Source organism: Streptomyces rapamycinicus NRRL 5491 (assembly GCF_024298965.1).
GTDB classification, from domain to species: domain Bacteria; phylum Actinomycetota; class Actinomycetes; order Streptomycetales; family Streptomycetaceae; genus Streptomyces; species Streptomyces rapamycinicus.
In genome coordinates this window covers 11,044,330-11,067,805 of the sequence record NZ_CP085193.1, presented here as the reverse complement: position 1 = coordinate 11,067,805, position 23,476 = coordinate 11,044,330, and the positions used below count along the sequence as shown (strand labels likewise).

The 23,476-nt window shown below is 69.8% G+C and carries 1 protein-coding gene (cut by both window edges); it reads right to left on the bottom strand.

Every position in this 23,476-nt window falls within one protein-coding gene, locus LIV37_RS45820, for a type I polyketide synthase, read on the bottom strand. The gene is 33,684 nt long; 4,706 of those nucleotides lie to the left of the window and 5,502 to its right, leaving coding positions 5,503-28,978 in view, spanning codon 1,835 (complete) through codon 9,660 (partial); reading right to left, the first codon wholly in view occupies positions 23,474-23,476. The start codon and the stop codon both lie outside this window.

Genomic DNA, 23,476 nt, shown 5'->3' with positions numbered 1-23,476 from the left:
CCCGCTCCACCGCCTCCCAGGCCACCTCCAGCAGCAGCCGCTGCTGCGGATCCATCGCGAGCGCCTCGCGCGGCGAGATCCCGAAGAATCCGGCGTCGAACTCGCCCGCGTCGTACACGAAGCCACCGGCGCGGACGTACGAGGTGCCCGAGCTGTCCGGATCGGCGCTGTACAGGCCGTCCAGGTCCCATCCCCGGTCGTCCGGCAGATCCGCGACCGCGTCGCGCCCGGTGGCGAGCAGCTCCCACAGCTCCTCGGGCGACGTCACTCCGCCCGGATAGCGGCAGGCCATTCCGACGATCACGATCGGGTCCCGGTCGGTGGCGGTGGCCGGGGCGGCGGGCCGTGTCACGGCCTCGCCGACGGTGCCGTCCAGCTCCCGGAGGAGATGACCGGCCAGGACCGCCGGTGTCGGATAGTCGAAGATCGCGGTGGCCGGCAGCCCGACCCCGGTGGCGGTGCGCAGCCGGTTGCGCAGCTCGACGGCCGTGAGCGAGTCGAAGCCGGTCTCCGCGAACGTACGCGCCGTATCGACCGCGGCGGGAGTGCCGTGCCCCAGCACGGTCGCCACCTGCGTACGGACCAGGTCCAGCACCAGCTGTTCGCGCTCGGCGACCGGCATCGCGGCCATCCTGCCCCGCAGCGACGACTCGTCCGCCACCGGGCCCGCGCCGGCCGCACGGCGGATCGGCGTGCGGACCAGACCGCGGAAGAGCGCGGGCAGCGCCCCGGCGTCGGCCTGTGCCCGCAGCGCCGTGGCGTCCAGCGGTGTGGCCAGCACGAGCGCCTCGGTGGCCGCCCTGGCGCTGTCCAGGAGCCGGAGCCCCTGATCGGTAGTGAGAGTCGTGGCGCCCGCCCTGGCCATCCGGGCGAGGTCCCGGTCCGACAGGTGGCCGGTCATCCCGCTGCGCTCGGCCCACAGCCCCCAGGCCACGGAGAGACCCGGCAGCCCGGCGGCCCGGCGATGCGCCATCAGCGCGTCCAGCCAGGCGTTCGCCGCCGCGTAGGCGCCCTGCCCGGGGCTTCCCAGAACACCCGCGGCCGAGGAGAACACCACGAATTCCGCCAGCTCACGACCGGCCGTCAGCTCGTGCAGATACCAGGCGGCGTCCACCTTCGGCCTCAGGACCTCGCGCACCCGCTCCGGGGTGAGCGACTCGATCACCCCGTCGTCGAGCACACCCGCGGTGTGCACCACCATCCGCAGGCCGGGGACGGTGTCCAGCAGCCGTGCCAGCTGGTCCCGGTCGGCCACGTCACAGGCCACCACCCGCACGCGGGCGCCGTATTCGCGCAGGGCGGCGGCGAGTTCGGCCGTGCCCGGGGCGTCCGGCCCCCGTCGGCCGGCCAGGACGAGATCCCGTACTCCGTGCCGTTCGACCAGGTGACGGGCGACCAGCCCACCCAGTGTGCCGGTGCCACCGGTGATGAGCACGGTGTCCCCCTCCCGCAGCGGCTGCGGAATGGACAGCACCAGCTTGCCGATGTGGCGTGCCTGGGAGAGGAAGCGCAGCGCGTCACCCGCCTGCCGGACGTCCCAGACGCGGGTCGGCAGTGCGGTGAAGATCCCTCGCTCGAAGAGCGACACCAGCAGCCGGAGCAGTTCCCCGACCCGGTCGGGCCCCGCGTCCATGAGATCGAACGCCTGATACCGCACCCCGTGCTCCGCGGCCACGCGCTCACCGTCGCGGATGTCGGTCTTGCCCATCTCCAGGAAACGGCCACCGTCGGCGAGCAGGCCGAGCGAGGCGTCCACGTACTCGCCCGCCAGCGAGTTCAGCACCACGTCCACCCGGCCGAAGCGGTCGGCGAACTCCAAGGAGCGGGACGAGGCGATCCGGTCGTCCGCCACTCCTCCGGCGCGCAACGCGTCCCACTTCCCGGGGCTCGCGGTGGCGTACACCTCGGCGTCGAGCCAGCGGGCCACCTGTGTCGCGGCCATGCCGACCCCGCCCGCGGCCGAGTGCACCAGCACCGACTCGCCAGGGCGCAGACCGGCCAGATCCATCAGCCCGTACATGGCGGTCAGGAACACCACCGGCGTGGCCGCGGCGTCGGCGAACGACCAGCCTTCCGGCAGCCGCGCCAACAGCCGGTGATCGGTCACCGCCACGGGACCGAACGCCCCGGAGAACAGACCCATCACTCGGTCACCGGGCGCCAGGCCGGACACATCGGGGCCGATGTCGAGCACCACTCCGGCACCCTCGCTGCCGATGACGTCCTGACCGGGGATCATGCCGAGGGCGACGACGACGTCCCGGAAGTTCACCCCGGCCGCGTGCATCGCCACCCGCACCTGTCCGGCGCCGAGGACACCGGCGGCCTCCGGGCAGGGGACGGCGGCCAGATTCTCCAGCGTGCCCTGACTGGTGACGTCCATTCGCCAGGGTGCCCCGGCCTCCGGGGCCGGGGTGGCGGCGGGCGGAGTGGCGGCGGGCGGAGTGGCGGCGGGCGGTGTGGTGGCGGGCGGTGTGGTGGTGGACAGGGCGGTCGCGGACGGGGTGAGCGGAGCGAGCTGAGGCGTCAGGACACGGCCACGGCGCAGCGCGAGATGCGCATGGCCACCGTCCGCCGCGGCGGCCAACGCGGCGGCAAGCACCGTACGGGAATCCTGGTGGCCGTCGTGGTCGACGAGGACGAAGCGGTCAGGATGCTCGGCCTGTGCGCTGCGGAGCAGGCCCCAGACCGCCGCCGCGCCGAGGTCTTCGACGCTCTCGCCGGGAGCGGTCGCCATCGCGCCGCGCGTCAGCACGGCCAGCCGCGACCGGGCACAGCGCTCGTCGGCGAGCCATCGCCGTACCGCCGCCAGCGCCCGGCACACGACGGTGGACACCGCGTCACCGGCCGACTCACACGGCAGCACCACCGCGTCGGGCACGGGAACGTCGGGAACGTCGGGAGCGTCGAGGGCGTCGAGGGCGTCGAGGGCGAGAGTGTCGTACTCGACCGGGGCGTCGAACGTCGGTGACGCGTCGTACTCGGCCGGGGCCGAACCTGCCGGGGCAGTCGGCAGCGGAATCTCGACCCAGTCCACGCGGTACAGCGAATCCTGGTCCACCCCTCGGGTGTCCGCGATCCGCTCGCTGGTCAGCGGACGCAACGAGAGCGACGCCACCGACAGCACAGGCGCTCCCGTCGGGTCCGTCACCTCCAGCGACACCGCGTCCGGACCGGCCGGGGAGAGCACCACGCGGATGGCGGAGGCGCCGACCGCGTGCAGCGCCACCCCGCTCCAGGAGAACGGCAGATACGCCTGGCCGGGGTCGGTGAGGAAGCGGCCGAGCCCCACTCCGTGCAACGCGGCGTCGAGCAGGGCCGGATGCGCACCGCACCGCGCCGCCACGTCCTGTGCCTCCGGCTCCAGAGCCACTTCGGCGTAGATCTCGTCGTCCCGTGTCCACGCGGCGCGCAGCCCTTGGAAGGTGGGACCGTACCCGTAACCGCGCTCCGCCATCGCCTCGTACATCCCCGAGACATCGAGGCTCCGCGCGCCCTCGGGCGGCCAGACCTGCAGGGGCCGGGCCACCTCGGCGGGGCGCGGCCCGGTGACGTCGGGGGCGCCGGGGGCGCCGGGGGCGCCGGGGGCGCCGGGGGCGCCGGGGGCGCCGGTGGCGCCGGGGGCTCCGGTGGCGCCGGGGGCTCCGGTGGCGCCGGGGGTGCCGAGGATGCCGAGGGTGCCCGAGGCGTGCAGCACCCACTCCCCGGCGCGGCACGAGTGCACCGTGACCGGCCTCCGGCCCCGTTCGTCCACCGCCGAGACGGCCACCTGTACCTGGACCCCGCCCTGGTCCGGCACCACCAGCGGGGTCTGCAGGGTCAGCTCCTCCACCACCGAGTGGCCGAAGTGCTGACCGGCCCGCAGGGCGAGTTCGACGAATCCCGTGCCGGGGAAGACCACCGTGTCCCGCACCATGTGGTGGGCCAGCCAGGGCTGTCCGTCCAGGGAGAGCAGTCCGGTCAGCACGCCGCCCTCGTCCCCGGGCAGGGGCAGTACCGCGCCCAGCAGGGGGTGCTCGATATCGCCGAGGCCCAGCCCGGACGCCTGGGTCACCGCCCGCGCGGGCTTCAGCCAGAAGCGTTCCCGTTGGAAGGCGTAGGTGGGAAGGTCCACCGTCCGGGCCCCGGTGAAGACCGGGCGCCAGTCCACGTCCACGCCCCGGGTGTGGAGGTCGCCGAGTACGGTGAGGAAGCGGGCGGGGCCACCGTCGTCGCGGCGCAGCGTTCCGGTGACGACGATGTCGGCGCCGGTGACGTCGGCGGTGCCGGAGACGTCAGCGGTGTCAGCGGCATCGGGGGCGCCGGTGGCGTCCGTGGTGTCGGGGGTGTCTGGGGTCTCGACGGTGTCCTGGATGCCGATGGTCAGCACGGGGTGCGGGCTCACCTCGACGAACACGGTGTGGCCCTGGTTCATCAGGGCTTCGACGGTGCTCTGGAATTCCACCGTGTGCCGGAGGTTGCGGTACCAGTAGTCGGCGTCGAGTTCGGAGGTGTCGGTGAGCCGTCCGGTCACCGTCGAGTGGAACGCGACGTGCCCACCGCGCGGCCGGACCGGCGCCAGCACGTCCGCCAGCTCCCGCTGGATCTCGGCCACCTGCGGGGAGTGCGAGGCGTAATCCACCGGAATGCGTTTGGCCTCCGGGAACTCCGCCAGCACCCCGTCCAGCACCTCAACCGCCCCGGACACCACCGTCGACGCCGGACCATTCACCGCCGCCACCGACAACCCCGGACGGTCACGGAGCCGATCGGCGGGCACCGGTACGGACACCATCCCGCCCCGGCCCGACAGGGCGAGCAGCGCCCTGCTCCGCAAGGCCACCACACGGGCACCGTCCTCCAGCGAAAGACCCCCGGCCACACACGCCGCCGCGATCTCACCCTGCGAATGACCCACCACCACCGACGGCACCACACCGTACGAACGCCACAGCTCGGCCAGCGACACCATCACCGCCCACAACACCGGCTGCACCACATCAACCCGGCCGAGCGCCACCTCGTCACCCAACACGTCCAACAGCGACCACTCGACGAACGGAGCCAGCGCATCGGCGCATTCACCCATCCGCCCCGCGAACACCGGCGAAGACTCCAGCAGTTCCAAGGCCATTCCGGCCCACTGCGACCCCTGGCCGGGGAAGACGAACACCACCTTGCGGCCGGACCGGGCGGCGCCACCGGTCGAGACGACGTCCAGTCCACGTCGTAGCTCCGCGAGGTCCGCACCCACCACTACGGCGCGGTGCGACTGACGCGAACGGCCGGCCACCAGCGTCCACCCGACATCGGCGGGATCCAGGCCCGGATGGGCGTCGATGAAGGACGCCAAACGCTCGACCTGGGCCCTCAGCCCGGCCTCTCCCGCACCTGACAACACCCACGGCACGGGCAGCTCCAGGTCGGATCCGCGCGCCCGATCGGGCCGGGCCACCACCGGCCCCTGCTCGACGATCACATGGGCGTTGGTGCCACTGACCCCGAACGAGGACACACCCGCCCGGCGAGGAGCGCCGGTCCGCGGCCACTCCCTCGCTTCGACGAGCAACTCGACCTGGCCCGCCGCCCAGTCCACATGGGGCGAGGGCGAGTCGACATGCAGTGTCGGCGGCAGTACACCGTGTCGCATGGCCATGACCATCTTGATCACACCGGCCACGCCGGCGGCCGCCTGGGTGTGCCCGATGTTGGACTTCACCGAGCCGAGCCAGAGTGGCGTGTTCTCAGCCCGGCCCTGACCGTACGTGGCAAGCAGTGCCTGCGCCTCGATCGGGTCGCCGAGGCTGGTGCCGGTGCCGTGCGCCTCCACCACGTCGATGTCCGTGGCGGACAGCCGGGCGTTCGCCAGGGCCTGACGGATCACTCGCTGCTGCGACGGGCCGTTCGGCGCCGTGAGCCCGTTGGACGCGCCGTCCTGATTGACGGCGGAGCCACGCATCACCGCCAGCACCCGGTGGCCGTTGCGCTCCGCGTCGGAGAGCCGCTCCACCAGGAGCATGCCGACGCCCTCACCCCATCCGGTGCCGTCCGCCGCCGCCGCGAACGCCTTGCAGCGCCCATCGGCCGCCAACGCACGCTGACGGGAGAATTCCAGGAAGGCCGCCGGAGTGGCCATGACGGTCGCGCCGCCGGCCAAGGCCAAGGAGCATTCGCCGGAGCGCAGGGCCTGTGCCGCGAGGTGCAGCGCGACCAGCGACGACGAACAGGCCGTGTCCACGGTGACCGCCGGGCCCTCGAGGCCGAAGGTGTACGCCAGCCGGCCCGAGGCGACACTGGCGGCGCTGCCCGTGCCCAGATACCCTTCCGCGCTCCGCGGGGCCCCGCTCGCCAGAGCGGCGTAGTCCTGGCCGTTGGTCCCGATGAACACGCCGGTCCGGCTGCCCTTGAGGGTGGCGGGGGACGTATGGGCGCGCTCGAACGCCTCCCAGGCGACCTCCAGCAGCAGCCGCTGCTGCGGGTCCATCGCGAGCGCCTCGCGTGGCGAAATGCCGAAGAAGCCGGGGTCGAACGCGGCCGCGTCATCGAGGAATCCGCCCGCCCGGACGTACGAGGAGCCAGGGTGGTCGGGATCCGGGTCGTACAGCTCGGCCAGGTTCCAGCCACGGTCCGCCGGGAACTCCGACACGGCGTCACGGCCCTCGGCCAGCAGCCCCCACAGGTCCTCCGGCGAGCTCACCCCGCCGGGGAAACGGCAGCTCATTCCGATGATGGCGATCGGTTCGCCGTCCACCGGGCGTACCACCACCGGGGCCGGTGTCCGTCCGCCCAGGCCCAGCGCCTCCCGGCACACATGCTCGGCGAGCGCGGCCGGGGTCGGGTAGTCGTAGATCACGGAAGCCGGGAACCGTACCCCGGTGGCCGCGGTGAGCCGGTTCCGCAGCTCCACCGCGGTGAGCGAGTCGAAGCCGATCTCCTGGAAGGGCCGGGCCGGGTCGATCGCCTCGGCTGCCGCGTGTCCCAGAACAGCGGCCACCTGCCTACGGACGAGGTCCAGCACGGTGGCCGCCCGCTCCCGCTCGGCCATGGCCTCCAGACGGGTGGCGAACGCGTCGGCCGGTTCGCCGTCGGCCGCCGCGGTCGGCACGGATCCGTCGCCGAGCAACTCGCTGAGCAGCGGGCTCGGCCGTGCGGCGGTGAACCGGGCCCCGAAGGCCGCCCAGTCGATGTCGGCCACCATCACCGTGGTCTCGTCAGCGGCCAGCACCTGCCCCAGAGCGGCGAGCGCCGACGTCGGATCCATTCCCTGCGACCGCGCCACCTCCGCGGCCATACCGGATTCGGCCCAGGCTCCCCAGGCCACCGACGTGGCCACCAGGCCCTCCGCCCGGCGCCGCCACGCCAGCCCGTCCAGGACAGCGTTGGCCGCCGCATAGCTCCCCTGACCCGCACTGCCCACAGTCCCGGCCGCCGAGGAGAACAACACGAAGGCATCGAGATCGGCGTCACGGGTCAACTCGTGAAGATGGCGCGCGCCATCAGCCTTGGCCCGCATCACCTCACGGACCCGCTCAGGGACCAGCGATTCAAGCACCCCGTCATCGAGAACACCCGCCGCATGCACGACGGTGCGCACATCAGGGACCGCCGCCAGAACAGCCGCGAGCGCCTCACGGTCACCGACATCACAAGCCACAATCCGCACACGCATCCCCAGCTCAGCCACCAACTCGGCAGCACCAGGCGCCTCGACCCCCCGACGACTCGTCACCACCACCCGCTCCACACCCCTGTCCACCAGCCAACGCGCCACCCGGCTACCCAGAGCACCCGTACCACCGGTGACCAACGCGGTACCACGCCCACACCACATCGCCGCAACCTCACCCGCGCCACCGACCGGCGTCGCCCGCGTCAGACGGGCACCCCATACGCCGGTGGCACGGACAGCCAGCTGATCCTCACCGCTGCCCCTCGCAAGGATGCCGACCAGCGCTTTCCCAGCGCCATCGTCCAGTTCACCAGGCAGGTCGACCAGCCCGCCCCAACGGTCCGGATGCTCCAAACCGATCACACGGCCCAGGCCCCAGACTCCGGCCTGGCCAGGATCCACCAGGTCTCCATCGACCACCGAGACCGCACCACGAGTGACACACCACAACGGCGCATCAACCCCGGCCGCCACAAGAACTTGCAGCAACGACACCGTCGCCTCGACCGACAACAACGACACCACACCCGCGACCGGCCCCGCGACCAGCTCGCCGATCGCTTCGCCCGTCACGACCTCGACACTGGCCCCGGCCCACCGCAACGCGGCAGCCACATCGGTACTGTCCGTACCCGCCTCGACCACGACCAGCCAGCTGCCGGTGAGGCCCACCTCCCCGGACACCGCCGGGATCGGCGTCCAGCCAAGCCGGTAACGCCAACCATCGATGACCGACTGCTCCTGCCGCGCCCTCCGCCACGACGAGAGGGCGGGCAGTACGGAACTCAACGGCTGTTCCTCGTCAATGCCCAGCGCCAGCGCGTCCCCGCGCTCGACCGCGTCCCAGAACGCCGCGTCAACGGCACTGGTCGCGGTCTGGTCCGAGGCCGACTCCAGCCAGAACCGCTCACGCTGGAACGCATAGGTGGGGAGATCGACCCGCCGAGCACCCAGGAACACCGTGCCCCAGTCCACCTCCACACCCCGGACGTACAGACCGCCCAGAGCAGCCATGACGGTCAGGGGCTCCGGACGATCCCGGCGCAAGACAGGCACACCATCGCCGTCGACCAGCGCGGTCAACGTGCCATCCGGCCCCAGCTCCAGGAACGAACCAACACCCAGCTCGCGGAGAGTACTCAGCCCATCGGCGAACCGAACCGTCTCCCGCACATGCCGCACCCAGTACTCCGGCGAACAGAACTCTTCACCACCCACCGCACCGGACACGTTCGACACGACGGGCACACTCGGGGCACAGAACTCAACACCGTTCAGCACCTCACCAAATTCCGCGAGCATCCCATCCATACGAGCCGAATGAAACGCATGACTCACCCGCAACCGCCGCGTCCGCACCCCACCCTCGGCGAACCTCTCCTCGATAGCGTGCACCGCACCCTCATCACCCGATACCACTACCGACTCGGGACCATTCACCGCCGCAACCACCACACCCTCGCTCAGCAGCGGCCGCACCTCACCCTCCGACGCCGCCACCGCAACCATCGCACCACCCAACGGCAACGCCTGCATCAAACGACCCCGCGCAGCCACCACCCGAGCCGCATCCTCCAACGACCACACACCCGCCACAAACACCGCAGCCAACTCACCAATCGAATGACCCAACAAATAATCCGGCCTCACACCCCACGACCTGATCAACCGATACAGCGCCACCTCCAGCGCGAACAACCCCGCCTGCGCATACGCCGTCTCCCCAATCAACCCGGCATCATCACCCCACACCACCTCACCCAACGGCCTATCCAAATACCGATCCAGCTCCCCACACACCTCATCCCACGCCGCAGCAAACACCGGATACCCCTCATACAACCCACGCCCCATCCCCAACCGCTGCGACCCCTGACCCGCAAACAACACACCCAACCCACCCACCACCGGAACACCCACAACCGGAACACCCTCCAAAGCCCCCAACAACTCACCACGATCCGCACCCACCACCACCGCACGATGCGACAACCCAGACCGAGTGGCCACCAAAGACCACCCAACATCCACCGGATCCAGATCAGGATTCCGGTCCGCGAAGGCCCGTAGCCGCTCCACCTGTGACCGCACCGCCGCCTCACCCGCACCCGACACCACCCACGGCACCGCAGGCAACACCACACCTTCAGCCTCAAGCCCCGCCACTTCAGGCGCTTGCTCCACAATCACATGCGCATTCGTCCCACTCACACCGAACGCCGACACACCCACCCGACGCGGCCGATCGACGTCCGGCCAAGCAGCCCTTTCCCTCAACAACTCAACGGCACCGGCCGACCAGTCCACATGCGGGGAGGGCTCATCCACGTGCAGCGTTTGCGGCAGCACCCCATGCCGCATTGCCATCACCATCTTGATCACACCAGCCACACCCGCAGCCGCCTGCGTATGACCGATATTCGACTTCACCGACCCCAACCACAACGGCCGATCCGCATCCCGGCCCTGACCGTACGTGGCCAACAACGCCTGCGCCTCGATCGGATCACCCAGCGTCGTACCCGTACCATGCGCCTCCACCGCGTCCACATCCACCGCCGACAACCCAGCGCTCGCCAACGCCTGCCGGATCACCCGCTGCTGCGACGGACCATTCGGCGCCGTCAAACCATTCGACGCACCATCCTGATTCACCGCGGAGCCGGAGACGACGGCCAGCACCGGATGCCCGTTCCGCTCGGCATCCGACAACCGCTCCACCAACAACAGCCCAACACCCTCCGACCAGCCCGTCCCATCCGCACCAGCGGCAAAGGACTTGCAGCGGCCATCGGCGGCCAGCCCACGCTGACGCGAGAACTCCACAAAGGTGGCGGGGGTCGCCATCACCGTCACTCCGCCGGCCACCGCGAGGGAGCACTCGCCCGACCGAAGAGCCCGCACCGCCCAGTGCAGCGCCACCAACGAGGACGAGCACGCCGTATCCACGGTGACCGCCGGGCCCTCCAGCCCAAACGTATAGGCCACGCGACCGGACACCACGCTGCTCGCGTTGCCGGTCAGGAGGTATCCTTCGGATCCTTCCGGGGCCTGCCCGTCCCCGCCGCCATAGCCCTGCGCGGACGCGCCCACGAAGACGCCGGTCTGGCTGCCCTTGAGCGTCGAGGCCGGGATTCCGGCCCGCTCGAACGCCTCCCAGGACGCCTCCAGCAGCAGCCGCTGTTGCGGATCCATCGCGGTCGCCTCGCGTGGCGAGATCCCGAAGAATCCGGCGTCGAACTCGGCCGCGTCATGGAGGAAGCCACCGGAGCGGACGTACGACCGGCCCGAGCGAGTGGCGTCGGCGTCGTACACACCGGCCAGGTCCCAGCCACGGTCGGACGGGAAGGACGATACGGCGTCGCCACCGGCGCTGACCAGCCGCCACAGCGCCTCCGGAGAGTCCACACCGCCCGGGAACCGGCAGCTCATGCCGATGATCGCGATCGGATCGTCGGCCACCGCGCTGGGCGTGTGCGGTATCTGTATCTCTTCGGCCAGTCCGAGCGCCGCTCCGCACACATGCTCAGCGAGTGCCGCCGGAGTCGGGTAGTCGAAGATCACGGACGCCGGGAATCGCAGCTGAGTAGCCGTGCCGAGCCGATCCCGCAATTCCACGGCGGTCAGCGAGTCAAAGCCCAGCTCCTGGAACGTCCGGTCGAGGCCGATCGCGGTCGGGTTCTGGTGGCCCAACACCTCGGCGGCATGCGTCCGTACGAGCTCCACGACCGCACGGTCCCGGTCCTCGCTCGGCAATCCGCGCAGCTCGACCGCGAACTCACCCAACGTCGAGGCGAGTGATTCGGACGTGTCGGGGATCAGCTCGCTCAGCAGTGGGCTCGGACGCAACGCGGTGAAGCTCGACCCGAACCGCTCCCAATCCACATCCGCCACCACAAGAGCCGTCTCACCATCACCCAACGCCCGCCCCAACGCAGCCACCGCCAACCCCGGAGCCATCCCCGACACACCACGCTCAACCAGGAACTCCTCACCCCCAACAGCCATACCACCCCCACCCCACATCCCCCACGCCACCGACGTCGCCACCAACCCAACACCACGACGCCGCCACGCCAACCCATCCAAAAACGCGTTCCCCGCCGCATACGCCGACTGACTACCACTCCCCCACACCCCCGCCACCGACGAGAACAACACAAAGGCATCCAGCTCGGCGTCCGCCAGGAGTGCGTCCAGGTTCGCCGCCCCGGCAACCTTCGACTGCGTACTCTCCTCGAACTCCTCGGGTGTCAGGCTGTCCACCGCACGCCAGCTCGGCACCCCTGCGGCGTGTACGACGACCCGGAGATCGGGGATGGTGGCCAGCAGCGTCGCGACCGCCTCCCGATCGGCGATATCGCACGCGACCACCGTCACCCGGACCCCGCACTCCTCCAACTCGGTCACCAGCTCGGCCGCACCCGGGGCCTCGATCCCCCGGCGGCTCGTCAGTACGATGCGCTCCACCCCGGTCCCCGCCAGCCAGCGCGCCACATGGCCGCCCAGCGCACCCGTACCCCCGGTGATCAAGGCAGCTCCCCGACCACGCCACCCGGCAGACGTGTCCGCCACCGGTGTCGCCCGGTTCAGCCGGGCACCCCACGCCCCGGCAGCCCGGATCGCCACCTGGTCCTCCCCGGTGCGCCCGGCGAGAACCCCGGCCAACGACGCGCCCACACGCGCATCCGCCTCCGTGGGCAGGTCGATCAGCCCGCCCCAACGGTCCGGATGCTCCAGCCCGATCACACGGCCCAGACCCCAGACGGCCGACGCGTACGGATCCACCACGTCCCCGTCCCCCACGGAAACCGCACCCCGCGTCACACACCACAACGGCGCATCGATCCCAGCCGCCCCGAGAGCCTGCACCAGCGCCACCGTCGCCTCGACCGACAACAACGACACCACACCCGCGACCGGCCCCGCGTCCAGCTCGCCGATCGCTTCGCCCGTCACGACCTCGACACTGGCCCCGGCCCACCGCAGCGCATCAGCCACATCGGTGCTGTCCACACCCGGTTCGACCGCGACCAGCCAAGTGCCGGTGAGGCCCGGCTCCCCCGGCAGCGCCGGGATCGGCGTCCAGCCGATCCGGTAACGCCACCCGTCGATGACCGACTGTTCCTGCCGCGCCCGTCGCCACGACGCCAACGCGGGCAACGCGACACTCAACGGCTGCTCAGCATCAACCCCAAGAGCCTCCGCATCGCCCCGCTCGACCGCGTCCCAGAACCCCGCGTCCACCGCGCTCGTCACAGGCCGCCCAGGGGATGACTCCAGCCAGAACCGCTCACGCTGAAAGGCATACGTTGGCAAATCAACCCGCCGAGCACCCGGGAACACCGCACCCCAGCCCACCTCCACACCCCGCACATACAGCCCACCCAGAGCAGCCATGACGGCCAGGGGCTCCGGACGATCCCGGCGCAAGACAGGCACACCATCGCCGTCGACCAGCGCGGTCAACGTGCCATCCGGCCCCAGCTCCAGGAACGAACCAACCCCCTGCTCGCGGAGAGTACTCAGCCCATCGGCGAACCGAACCGTCTCCCGCACATGCCGCACCCAGTACTCCGGCGAACAGAGCTCCTCACCGGCCACCGCACCGGACACGTTCGACACGACGGGCACACTCGGGGCACAGAACTCAACACCGTTCAGCACCTCACCAAATTCCGCGAGCATCCCATCCATACGAGCCGAATGAAACGCATGACTCACCCGCAACCGCCGCGTCCGCACCCCACCCTCGGCGAACCTCTCCTCGATAGCGTGCACCGCACCCTCATCACCCGATACCACTACCGACTCGGGACCATTCACCGCCGCAACCACCACACCCTCGCTCAGCAGCGGCCGCACCTCACCCTCCGACGCCGCCACCGCAACCATCGCACCACCCAACGGCAACGCCTGCATCAAACGACCCCGCGCAGCCACCACCCGAGCCGCATCCTCCAACGACCACACACCCGCCACAAACACCGCAGCCAACTCACCAATCGAATGACCCAACAAATAATCCGGCCTCACACCCCACGACCTGATCAACCGATACAGCGCCACCTCCAGCGCGAACAACCCCGCCTGCGCATACGCCGTCTCCCCAATCAGCTGGGCATCGTCACCCCACACCACCTCACCCAACGGCCTATCCAGATGCTGGTCCAGCTGGGCACATACCTCATCCCACGCCGCAGCGAACACCGGATACGCCTCATACAACCCACGCCCCATCCCCAACCGCTGCGACCCCTGACCCGCAAACAACACACCCAACCCACCCACCACCGGAACACCCACAACCGGAACACCCTCCAAAGCCCCCAACAACTCACCACGATCCGCACCCACCACCACCGCACGATGCGACAACCCAGCACGCCCAGTCGCCAACGACCACCCCACATCCACCGGATCCAACCCCGGATCACCCACCACAAACTCCCGCAACCGCTCCACCTGCGCCCGCACCGCAGCCTCACCCGCACCCGACACCACCCACGGCACCGCAGGCAGCGCAACGCCCTCGGCGCGGGACTCCTCCACCTCAGGCGCCTGCTCCACAATCACATGCGCATTCGTCCCACTCACACCGAACGCCGACACACCCACCCGACGGGGACGCCCGGCCTCCGGCCACGCCACCTGCCCCGTCAACAACTCCACCGCACCAGCAGACCAATCCACGTGCGGCGTCGGCTCATCGATGTGCAGGCTCTGCGGCAGCGCCCCATGCCGCATCGCCATCACCATCTTGATCACACCAGCCACACCCGCAGCCGCCTGCGTATGACCGATATTCGACTTCACCGACCCCAACCACAACGGCCGATCCACATCCCGGCCCTGACCGTACGTGGCCAACAACGCCTGCGCCTCGATCGGATCACCCAGCGCCGTACCCGTACCATGCGCCTCCACCGCATCCACATCCACCACGGACAAACGCGCATTGGCCAACGCCTGCCGGATCACCCGCTGCTGCGACGGACCATTCGGCGCCGTCAAACCATTCGACGCACCATCCTGATTCACCGCCGAACCACGCACCACCGCCAACACCCGATGCCCAAGCCGCTCAGCATCCGACAACCGCTCCACCACCAGCATCCCCACACCCTCGGAGAAACCGGTGCCATCGGCCGCCCCCGCGAACGCCTTGCACCGACCGTCGGCGGCCAAGCCGCGCTGGCGGGAGAACTCCACGAACAGACCCGGTGTCGCCATCACTGTGACACCGCCCGCGAGCGCCAGCGAGCACTCACCCAACCGCAACGCCTGCACCGCCAGGTGCAACGCCACCAACGACGACGAACACGCCGTATCCACCGTCAGTGCCGGACCCTCAAGCCCCAGGACGTAGGCAATCCGGCCGGACATCACCGATGCCGAATTGCCCGTTCCGACATGGCCCTCGAACTCCTGCGGCTGGTCTCCGCCCAAAAGGCTGGCGTAGTCCTGACCGTTGGTGCCTGCGAACACCCCGGTCTCGCTGCCCCGCAGCGACCGAGGGTCGATCCCCGCTCGCTCGAACGCCTCCCAGGACGCCTCCAGCAGCAGCCGCTGCTGCGGATCCATCGCGGTCGCTTCACGTGGCGAGATGCCGAAGAAGTCGGCGTCGAACGCGGTCGCGTCATGGAGGAAGCCACCTGTCCTGGTATACGAGGTACCCGGGTGGCCGGGGTCGCTGTGGAAGAGCCCGGTCAGGTCCCAGCCACGGTCCCCGGGGAACGCCGACATCGCGTCCCCACCCTCGGTGAGGAAGTCCCACAGATCCTCCGGCGAGCTCACCCCGCCGGGGAAACGGCAGCTCATTCCAACGATCACGATCGGATCGTCGTCCACTGGGGAGCCGCTCGGCTCGGCGCGAAGGGGCTCCCCGGCCGTCCCCAGCAGTTCCGACCGCGCGTACTCCGCCAGGGCCAGCGGGGTCGGATAGTCGAATACGGCAGTGGCCGGGAGCCGCAGCCCCGTCGCGGCACCCAGCCGGTTGCGGAACTCGACCGCCGTCACGGAGTCGAAACCGAGCTCTTGGAAGGCGCGGTGGGACGACACGGCTTCTGGATCGGTGTGCCCGAGCACCACCGCGACATTGCGGCGCACCAAATCGAGCAGCAGTCGGCGCTGTTCGGCCCCGTCGAGCCCTGCCAGGTGCCCGCTGAGTCCGGATCGGTCGAGGTCCGTCTCCTCGACGACCGAAGCGGCCCCCGCGTCGATGAGTCGCCGTACCTCTGGAAGGTCGGCTAGCAAGGGGCTGGGGCGCGTCGCGGTGAAGGCGGCGTAATGGCGTTCCCATTCGATGTCGGCGACCGTGACCACCGCGTCGCCCTGTTCGACGGCCGTACGCAGAGCGGCCACCGCCAGCTCCGGCGACAGTGCGGGAACACCATGCCGCCGGGCCACCTCGCCAGCTTCACCCTCTCCCATCCCGCCACCGGCCCACAAGCCCCAGGCCACTGATGTCGCCACCAGGCCCTGGGCCCTGCGGTACTCGGCCAGCGCATCGAGGAAGGCGTTGCCCGGCGCGTAGTTGCCCTGCCCCGGTGTGCCGACCGTCCCGGACAAGGAGGAGAAGAGCACGAACGCGGACAGTTCCATGTCACGGGTCAATTCGTGCAGATGCCTCGCACCGTCGACCTTGACGCGGAGCACCCGGTGCAGTTGCTCGGTGGTGAGGGACTCGACCGTCGCGTCGTCCAGCAGGGCGGCCGTGTGCACAACAGCCGTCAGCGGGCCGACACCCGCCACCAACTCGGCCAGTTGGGCGCGCTCGGCCACGTCGCACACGGCCACCGTCACCACCGCTCCGGCCGCTTCCAGGTCCGCCACGAGTGCGGACGCCCCGGGCGCGGACATACCGCGCCGACTGGTCAGCACGAGGTGCTCCGCACCCTCGCGCGCCAGCCACCGCGCGATATGACCGCCCAGCGCTCCGGTGCCTCCGGTGACCAGTACGGTCCCGCTCGGCTGCCAGGACGGCAGATCGGTCCGCAACACGGGGGCATGGACGAGCCTGCGCCCGAAGGCCCCCACCATCCGGATCGCGACCTGGTCCTCGCCCGAAACGCCTGACAGGACCCTTGCCAGCTGTTCCCGCGCCCTCGTGTTCACCTCGGTCGGCAGGTCGATGAGACCGCCCCAGCGCAGGGGCTGCTCGAGTGCGATCACTCGGCCGACGCCCCACACCAGTGCCTGCGCCGATGCGAATGCGGATGCGGATGCGGATGCGAGGAGGGGGTCGGCGGGCCCGGTGGACACGGCGCGTTGGGTCAGACTCCACAGCGGTGCCTCCACCCCCGTGTCACCCAACGCCTGAGTCAGCAGCACCGTCATCGCGAAACCGATGGGCACGGAGGCGTAGTCCGGGTGCGGCCGCTGGTCCAGCGCGACCAGCGACACCACGCCACTGACACTCGCCGCGCCCGTCGTGTTGCTCGTGCCGCTTGCGCTGGTCCTGCTGCTGCTCGCACCGGTCATGCTCGCCAGCCGGTCGGCCAGCAGGGCACGATCCAGGTGTCGCTCGTCCACCAGGCACACCACTGGCTCGGCCCCGTACTCGGCGAGCGTCTCGCTTACGCCGGAGACCCACTCATGGTCGGCATCGGCCTGGGAAACCACGACCAGCCAAGCGCCTGACAACGTCGCGGGTCGGTCGTCGACGAGCGGCTTCCAATTGACCTGGTACCGGACGGCCTCCAGCGCGGACCATTCGTGCCGCCGGCGGCGCCAGGCCGACAAGGCGGGCAGCAGATCGCCCAGTGTGGCGTCGTCGACCCGCAGGGTGGCTGCCAGTGATGCGGCGTCTTCGCGCTCGACGGCCGCCCAGAACTCACCGTCCGCAGTGGCGACGCCAGCGTCCCGGTCCATGTCCGGGGCGGTGGGCTCGACCCAGAAGCGTTCCCGCTGGAAGGGGTAGGTCGGCAAGTCGACGTACTGGGCGCCGGTCCCTTCGAACGCCTGGCGCCAGTCCGTCGCCACCCCTCGCACGGACAGCTCGGCCAGCGCGGTGAGGAAGCGCGCCGGACCGCCGTCGTCGCGGCGCAGCGATCCGCTTACGACGATGTCGGTGGCGGTGGCGTCGGCGGTGTCCTGGACGCCGACGGTCAGCACCGGATGCGGACTGGCCTCGACAAACACCGTATGGCCAAGCTCCAACAGCCCCTCGATCGCGGACCGGAACTCCACCGTCTCCCGCAGATTCCGATACCAGTACTCCGCATCCAACTCGACGGTGTCCATCAACCGCCCCGTCACCGTCGAAAAGAACGGCACCTCACCCACACGCGGCCGCACCGGCGCCAACGCCTCCGCCAGCCCCTCCCGAACCTCCTCCACCTGCACCGAATGCGACGCATAATCCACCGGAACCCGCTTGGCCTCCGGGAACTCCGCCAACACCCCATCCAGCACCCCAACAGACCCCGACACCACCGTCGACACCGGACCATTCACCGCCGCCACCGACAACCCCACACGATCCCGCAGCCGATCAGCAGCCACCGGAACCGACACCATCCCACCCCGACCCGCCAAAGCCAGCAACGCCTTGCTCCGCAACGCCACCACCCGCGCACCATCCTCCAACGACAGCCCCCCCGCCACACACGCCGCCGCAATCTCACCCTGCGAATGACCCACCACCACCGACGGCACCACACCAAACGAACGCCACAACTCCGCCAACGACACCATCACCGCCCACAACACCGGCTGCACCACATCAACACGCCCCAACGCCACCTCATCACCCAACACATCCCACAACGACCACTCCACAAACGGCGCCAACGCAACCGCACACTCACCCAACCGCCCCGCAAACACCGCCGACGACTCCACCAACTCCAACGCCATCCCCACCCACTGCGACCCCTGCCCCGGAAAGACAAACACCACCCCGGAACGCATGCGGGCCTCCCCGACCACGGCACTGCCACCGGCCACGGCCTCCAGCCCACGCAGCAGTTCATCGCGGTCCGCGCCCACGACCACCGCACGGTGTGACAACACCGAGCGAGCCGACGCCAGCGACCAGCCGACATCGACCGGACGCAGATCAGCATCGGCGCTCACGAAGGACCGAAGCCTGAGGGCATGCGCCCGTAGCCCCGCCTCGCTCCGTGCCGAGAGCACCCACGGAACAGCTGGCGGTTCGGGCGTTCGCGCCGTGTCGGTTTCCTCGGGTTCGGCCACCACGGATGCCTGTTCGAGGATCACATGCGCGTTGGTGCCGCTCACACCGAACGATGAGACCGCGGCGCGGCGCGGCGCTCCCGTCTGAGGCCAGGGGGACGGTTCTGTGAGCAGTGCGATCCGTCCGGCCGTCCAGTCCACGTGGGGAGTGGGCTCGTCGATGTGCAAGCTCTGCGGCAGCACCCCATGCCGCATCGCCATCACCATCTTGATCACACCAGCCACACCGGCCGCGGCCTGCGTATGGCCGATGTTGGACTTCACGGAGCCCAGCAGCAGCGGCCGATCCGGCTCCCGGTCCTGGCCGTAGGTGGCGAGCAGTGCCTGTGCCTCGATGGGGTCGCCCAGCGTCGTTCCCGTACCGTGCGCCTCCACCGCGTCCACGTCCTGGGAGGCGAGTCCGGCGTTCGCCAGCGCCTGCCGGATCACCCGCTGCTGCGCCGGACCATTCGGCGCCGTCAGCCCATTCGAGGCACCGTCCTGGTTGACGGCGGAGCCACGCATCACCGCCAGCACCCGGTGGCCGTTCCGCTCGGCGTCGGACAGCCGTTCCAACAGCAGAACGCCTACGCCTTCGCCCCAGCCGGTGCCATCCGCGCCCGCCGCGAACGCCTTGCACCGGCCATCAGCGGCCAGCGCGCCTTGCCGGGAGAACTCGGCGAACGCGGTGGGCGTGGCCATTACCGTGGCGCCGCCCGCAAGGGCCATACGGCATTCGCCCGAGCGCAGCGCCTGCGCGGCCAGGTGCATGGCCACCAACGACGACGAACACGCGGTGTCCACGGTGATGGCCGGGCCCTCGAGCCCGAAGGTGTAGGACAGTCGGCCGGATGCCACGCTCGCCGCGCTGCCGGTGGCCAGATGACCGTCCTCACGCTGTGGCGCGTTACCGACGAGGGCGGCGTAATCCTGGCCGTTGGTGCCGACGAACACTCCGGTGGGGCTGCCCCGCAACGCGTCCGCAGCGATCCCGGCCCGCTCAAAGACCTCCCACGAAGCCTCCAGCAGCAGCCGCTGCTGCGGATCCATCGCGATCGCCTCGCGCGGCGAGATTCCGAAGAACGCGGGGTCGAACTCGGCCGCTGTGTAGAGGAAGCCACCCGCCCGGACCGACGCGCCATCGGCCCCGCCGACGAGGTCCCAGCCGCGGTCCGGTGGAAAGGCGGAAATGGCGTCCGTCCCCGACTCCAGGAGCCGCCACAGCTCTTCGGGCGAGTTGACACCACCAGGGAATCGGCAGCTCATGCCGATGATGGCAATCGAGTCGTCATCCACCGGAGCCGTGGCGACCGTCGTCGAGAATGCTGCCGACCCTGCCCCGAGCAGTTGCTCCCGCAGGTGACCGGCGAGAAGTTCCGGAGTGGGGTAGTCGAAGACGACCGAGGCAGGTGTCTGCACTCCGGTGGCCGCCATGAGCCGATTGCGGAGTTCGATCGCGGTCAGGGAGTCGAAACCGGCTGACTGGAACGTCGCTGCGGTGTCGATCGCCGCCGGGGTGGCATGTCCCAGAACGACGGCCACCTGGCCACGTACGAGTTCAAGGACCGTCCGTTCCCGCTCGGCCGGAGGGAGGACGCGTAGCCGGTCGACCAACTCGCCCGCCGCGGGCGTGGAATGAGCGGCGCCACCCAGCAATTCACCGAGCAGCGGACTGGGCCGCACGGCGGTGAACCGGGACCCGAAGCGTTCCCAGTCGATGTCCGCGATCATCAGTGCGGTCTCGTCGTCCTCCAACGCTCGCTGAAGGGCGGCCAGCGCCAGCCGTGGTGCCATGGCCCGTGCGTGCCCGGCCCCCATGCCGGTGTCGGCCCAGGCGCCCCAGGCCACCGACGTGGCCGTCAACCCCTCCGCCCGCCGCCGCCAAGCCAACCCATCCAACACCGCATTCGCCGCCGCATAACCCCCCTGCCCCGCATTACCCACAGTCCCCGCAGCTGAAGAAAACAACACAAACGCATCCAAATCCCAACCCCGCGTCAACTCATCCAGATACCGCGCACCCTCCACCTTCACCCGCATCACCTCACGGACCCGCTCAGCCGTCAGCGACTCCAGCACACCGTCATCCAGCACACCCGCCGCATGCACCACCACACGCAAATCCCCAATCGGCCCCACCAACTCCGCCACCTGATCCCGATCCCCCACATCACACCTCACCACCCGCACCGCAACGCCCAACCCCTCCAACTCCGCCACCAGCTCCAACGCACCCGGCGCAGCCATCCCCCGACGACTGGCCAGCACAACACTCTCCACACCCGAACCCGCCAGCCAACGCGCCACATGACCACCCAACGCACCCGTACCACCCGTCACCAACGCCGTCCCCCGACCCCGCCACACAACCGACCCACCCAACCCCGACCCCAACACCGACCCCGACACCCGCACCAACCGAGCACCCCACGCCCCACCACCACGAACCGCCGCCTGATCCTCCCCCGTACCCCCGCCCAACACTCGACACAACCAAACCCCAGCCTCCTCACCCACCACCGCCGGCACATCGATCAGACCACCCCACCGGTCCGGATGCTCCAAACCGATCACCCGGCCAAGACCCCACACCCCCGACTGCCCCGGATCCACCACATCCCCATCAACCACCGACACCGCACCCCGAGTCACACACCACAACGGCGCATCGATCCCGGCCGTCCCCAGGGCCTGCACCAGTGACACCGTCTCCTCAACCGGCAACAACGACACCACACCCGCAGCCGCGACCTCGCCCAGCTCCGCCGTCGTCACCATTCGCGCATCGGCCCCCGCACCCCGCAGCACGGCGACCACGTCGTCTCCGGCGTCACCCACCACCAGCCACGTACCGCGCAGACTCGGCTGCTCGGAAACGGCCCCGATCGGAGACCAGTCGAGGCGGTACCGCCAGGACTCGACCAGTGACCTCTCCTGGCGGCGGCGGCGCCAGGACGAAAGGGCGGGCAGGGCGGAGTTGAGCGGCTGTTCGGTATCGATGCCGAACGAAGCGAGATCCCCACGCTCGACCGCGTCCCAGAACGCCGCGTCCACCGCGCTCGTCGCAGGCTGCCCAGGAGACGGCTCCAGCCAGAACCGCTCACGCTGGAACGCATACGTCGGCAAATCAACCCGCCGAGCACCCGGGAACACCGCATCCCAGTCGAGCTGGACACCCCGGACGTACAGCCCACCCAAAGCCGCCATAACGGTCAGGGGCTCCGGACGATCCCGGCGCAGCACGGGCAGTCCATCGCCATCGGCCAGCGCGGCCAACGTCCCGTCCGGTCCGAGCTCCAGGAACGAACCAACACCTAGCCCGCGCAACGTCTCCAAGCCATCGGCGAACCGGACCGTCTCCCGCACATGACGAACCCAGTACTCCGGCGAACACAACTCCTCGCCCGCCACCACACCCGAGACGTTCGATACGACGGGCACGCTCGGGGCACAGAACTCAACACCGTGCAGCACCTCACCAAATTCCGCGAGCATCCCATCCATACGAGCCGAATGAAACGCATGGCTCACCCGCAACCGCCGCGTCCGCACCCCACGCCCAGCCAACACATCCACAACCACCTGAACCGCACCCTCATCACCCGAGACCACCACCGACTCAGGACCATTCACCGCCGCAACCACCACACCCTCGGCCAGCAGCGGCCGCACCTCACCCTCCGACGCCGCCACCGCAACCATCGCACCACCCAACGGCAACGCCTGCATCAAACGACCCCGAGCCGCCACCACCCGAGCCGCATCCTCCAACGACCACACACCCGCCACAAACGCCGCAGCCAACTCACCAATCGAATGACCCAACAAATAATCCGGCCTCACACCCCACGACCTGATCAACCGATACAGCGCCACCTCCAGCGCGAACAACCCCGCCTGCGCATACGCCGTCTCCCCAATCAACCCGGCATCATCACCCCACACCACCTCACCCAACGGCCTATCCAAATACCGATCCAGCTCCCCACACACCTCATCCCACGCCAAAGCGAACACCGGATACCCCTCATACAACCCACGCCCCATCCCCAACCGCTGCGACCCCTGACCCGCAAACAACACACCCAACCCACCCACCACCGGAACACCCACCACCACCGAACCCAACCCACCCAACAACTCACCACGATCCGCACCCACCACCACCGCACGATGCGACAACCCAGACCGAGTAGCCACCAAAGACCACCCAACATCCACCGGATCCAACCCAGGATCACCCACCACAAACTCCCGCAACCGCTCCACCTGCGCCCGCACCGCAGCCTCACCCACACCCGACACCACCCACGGCACCGCAGGCAACGCAACGCCCTCGCCCCGGGACTTCTCCACCACCCCAGGCGCCTGCTCCAACACCACATGCGCGTTCGTCCCGCTCACTCCGAACGACGACACGCCCGCCCGACGCGGCCGATCGACGTCCGGCCAAGCAGCCCTTTCCTTCAACAACTCGACCGCTCCGGCCGACCAGTCCACATGCGGGGAGGGCTCATCCACGTGCAGCGTTTGCGGCAGCACCCCATACCGCATCGCCATCACCATCTTGATCACACCAGCCACACCCGCAGCCGCCTGCGTATGACCGATGTTCGACTTCACCGACCCCAACCACAACGGCCGATCCGC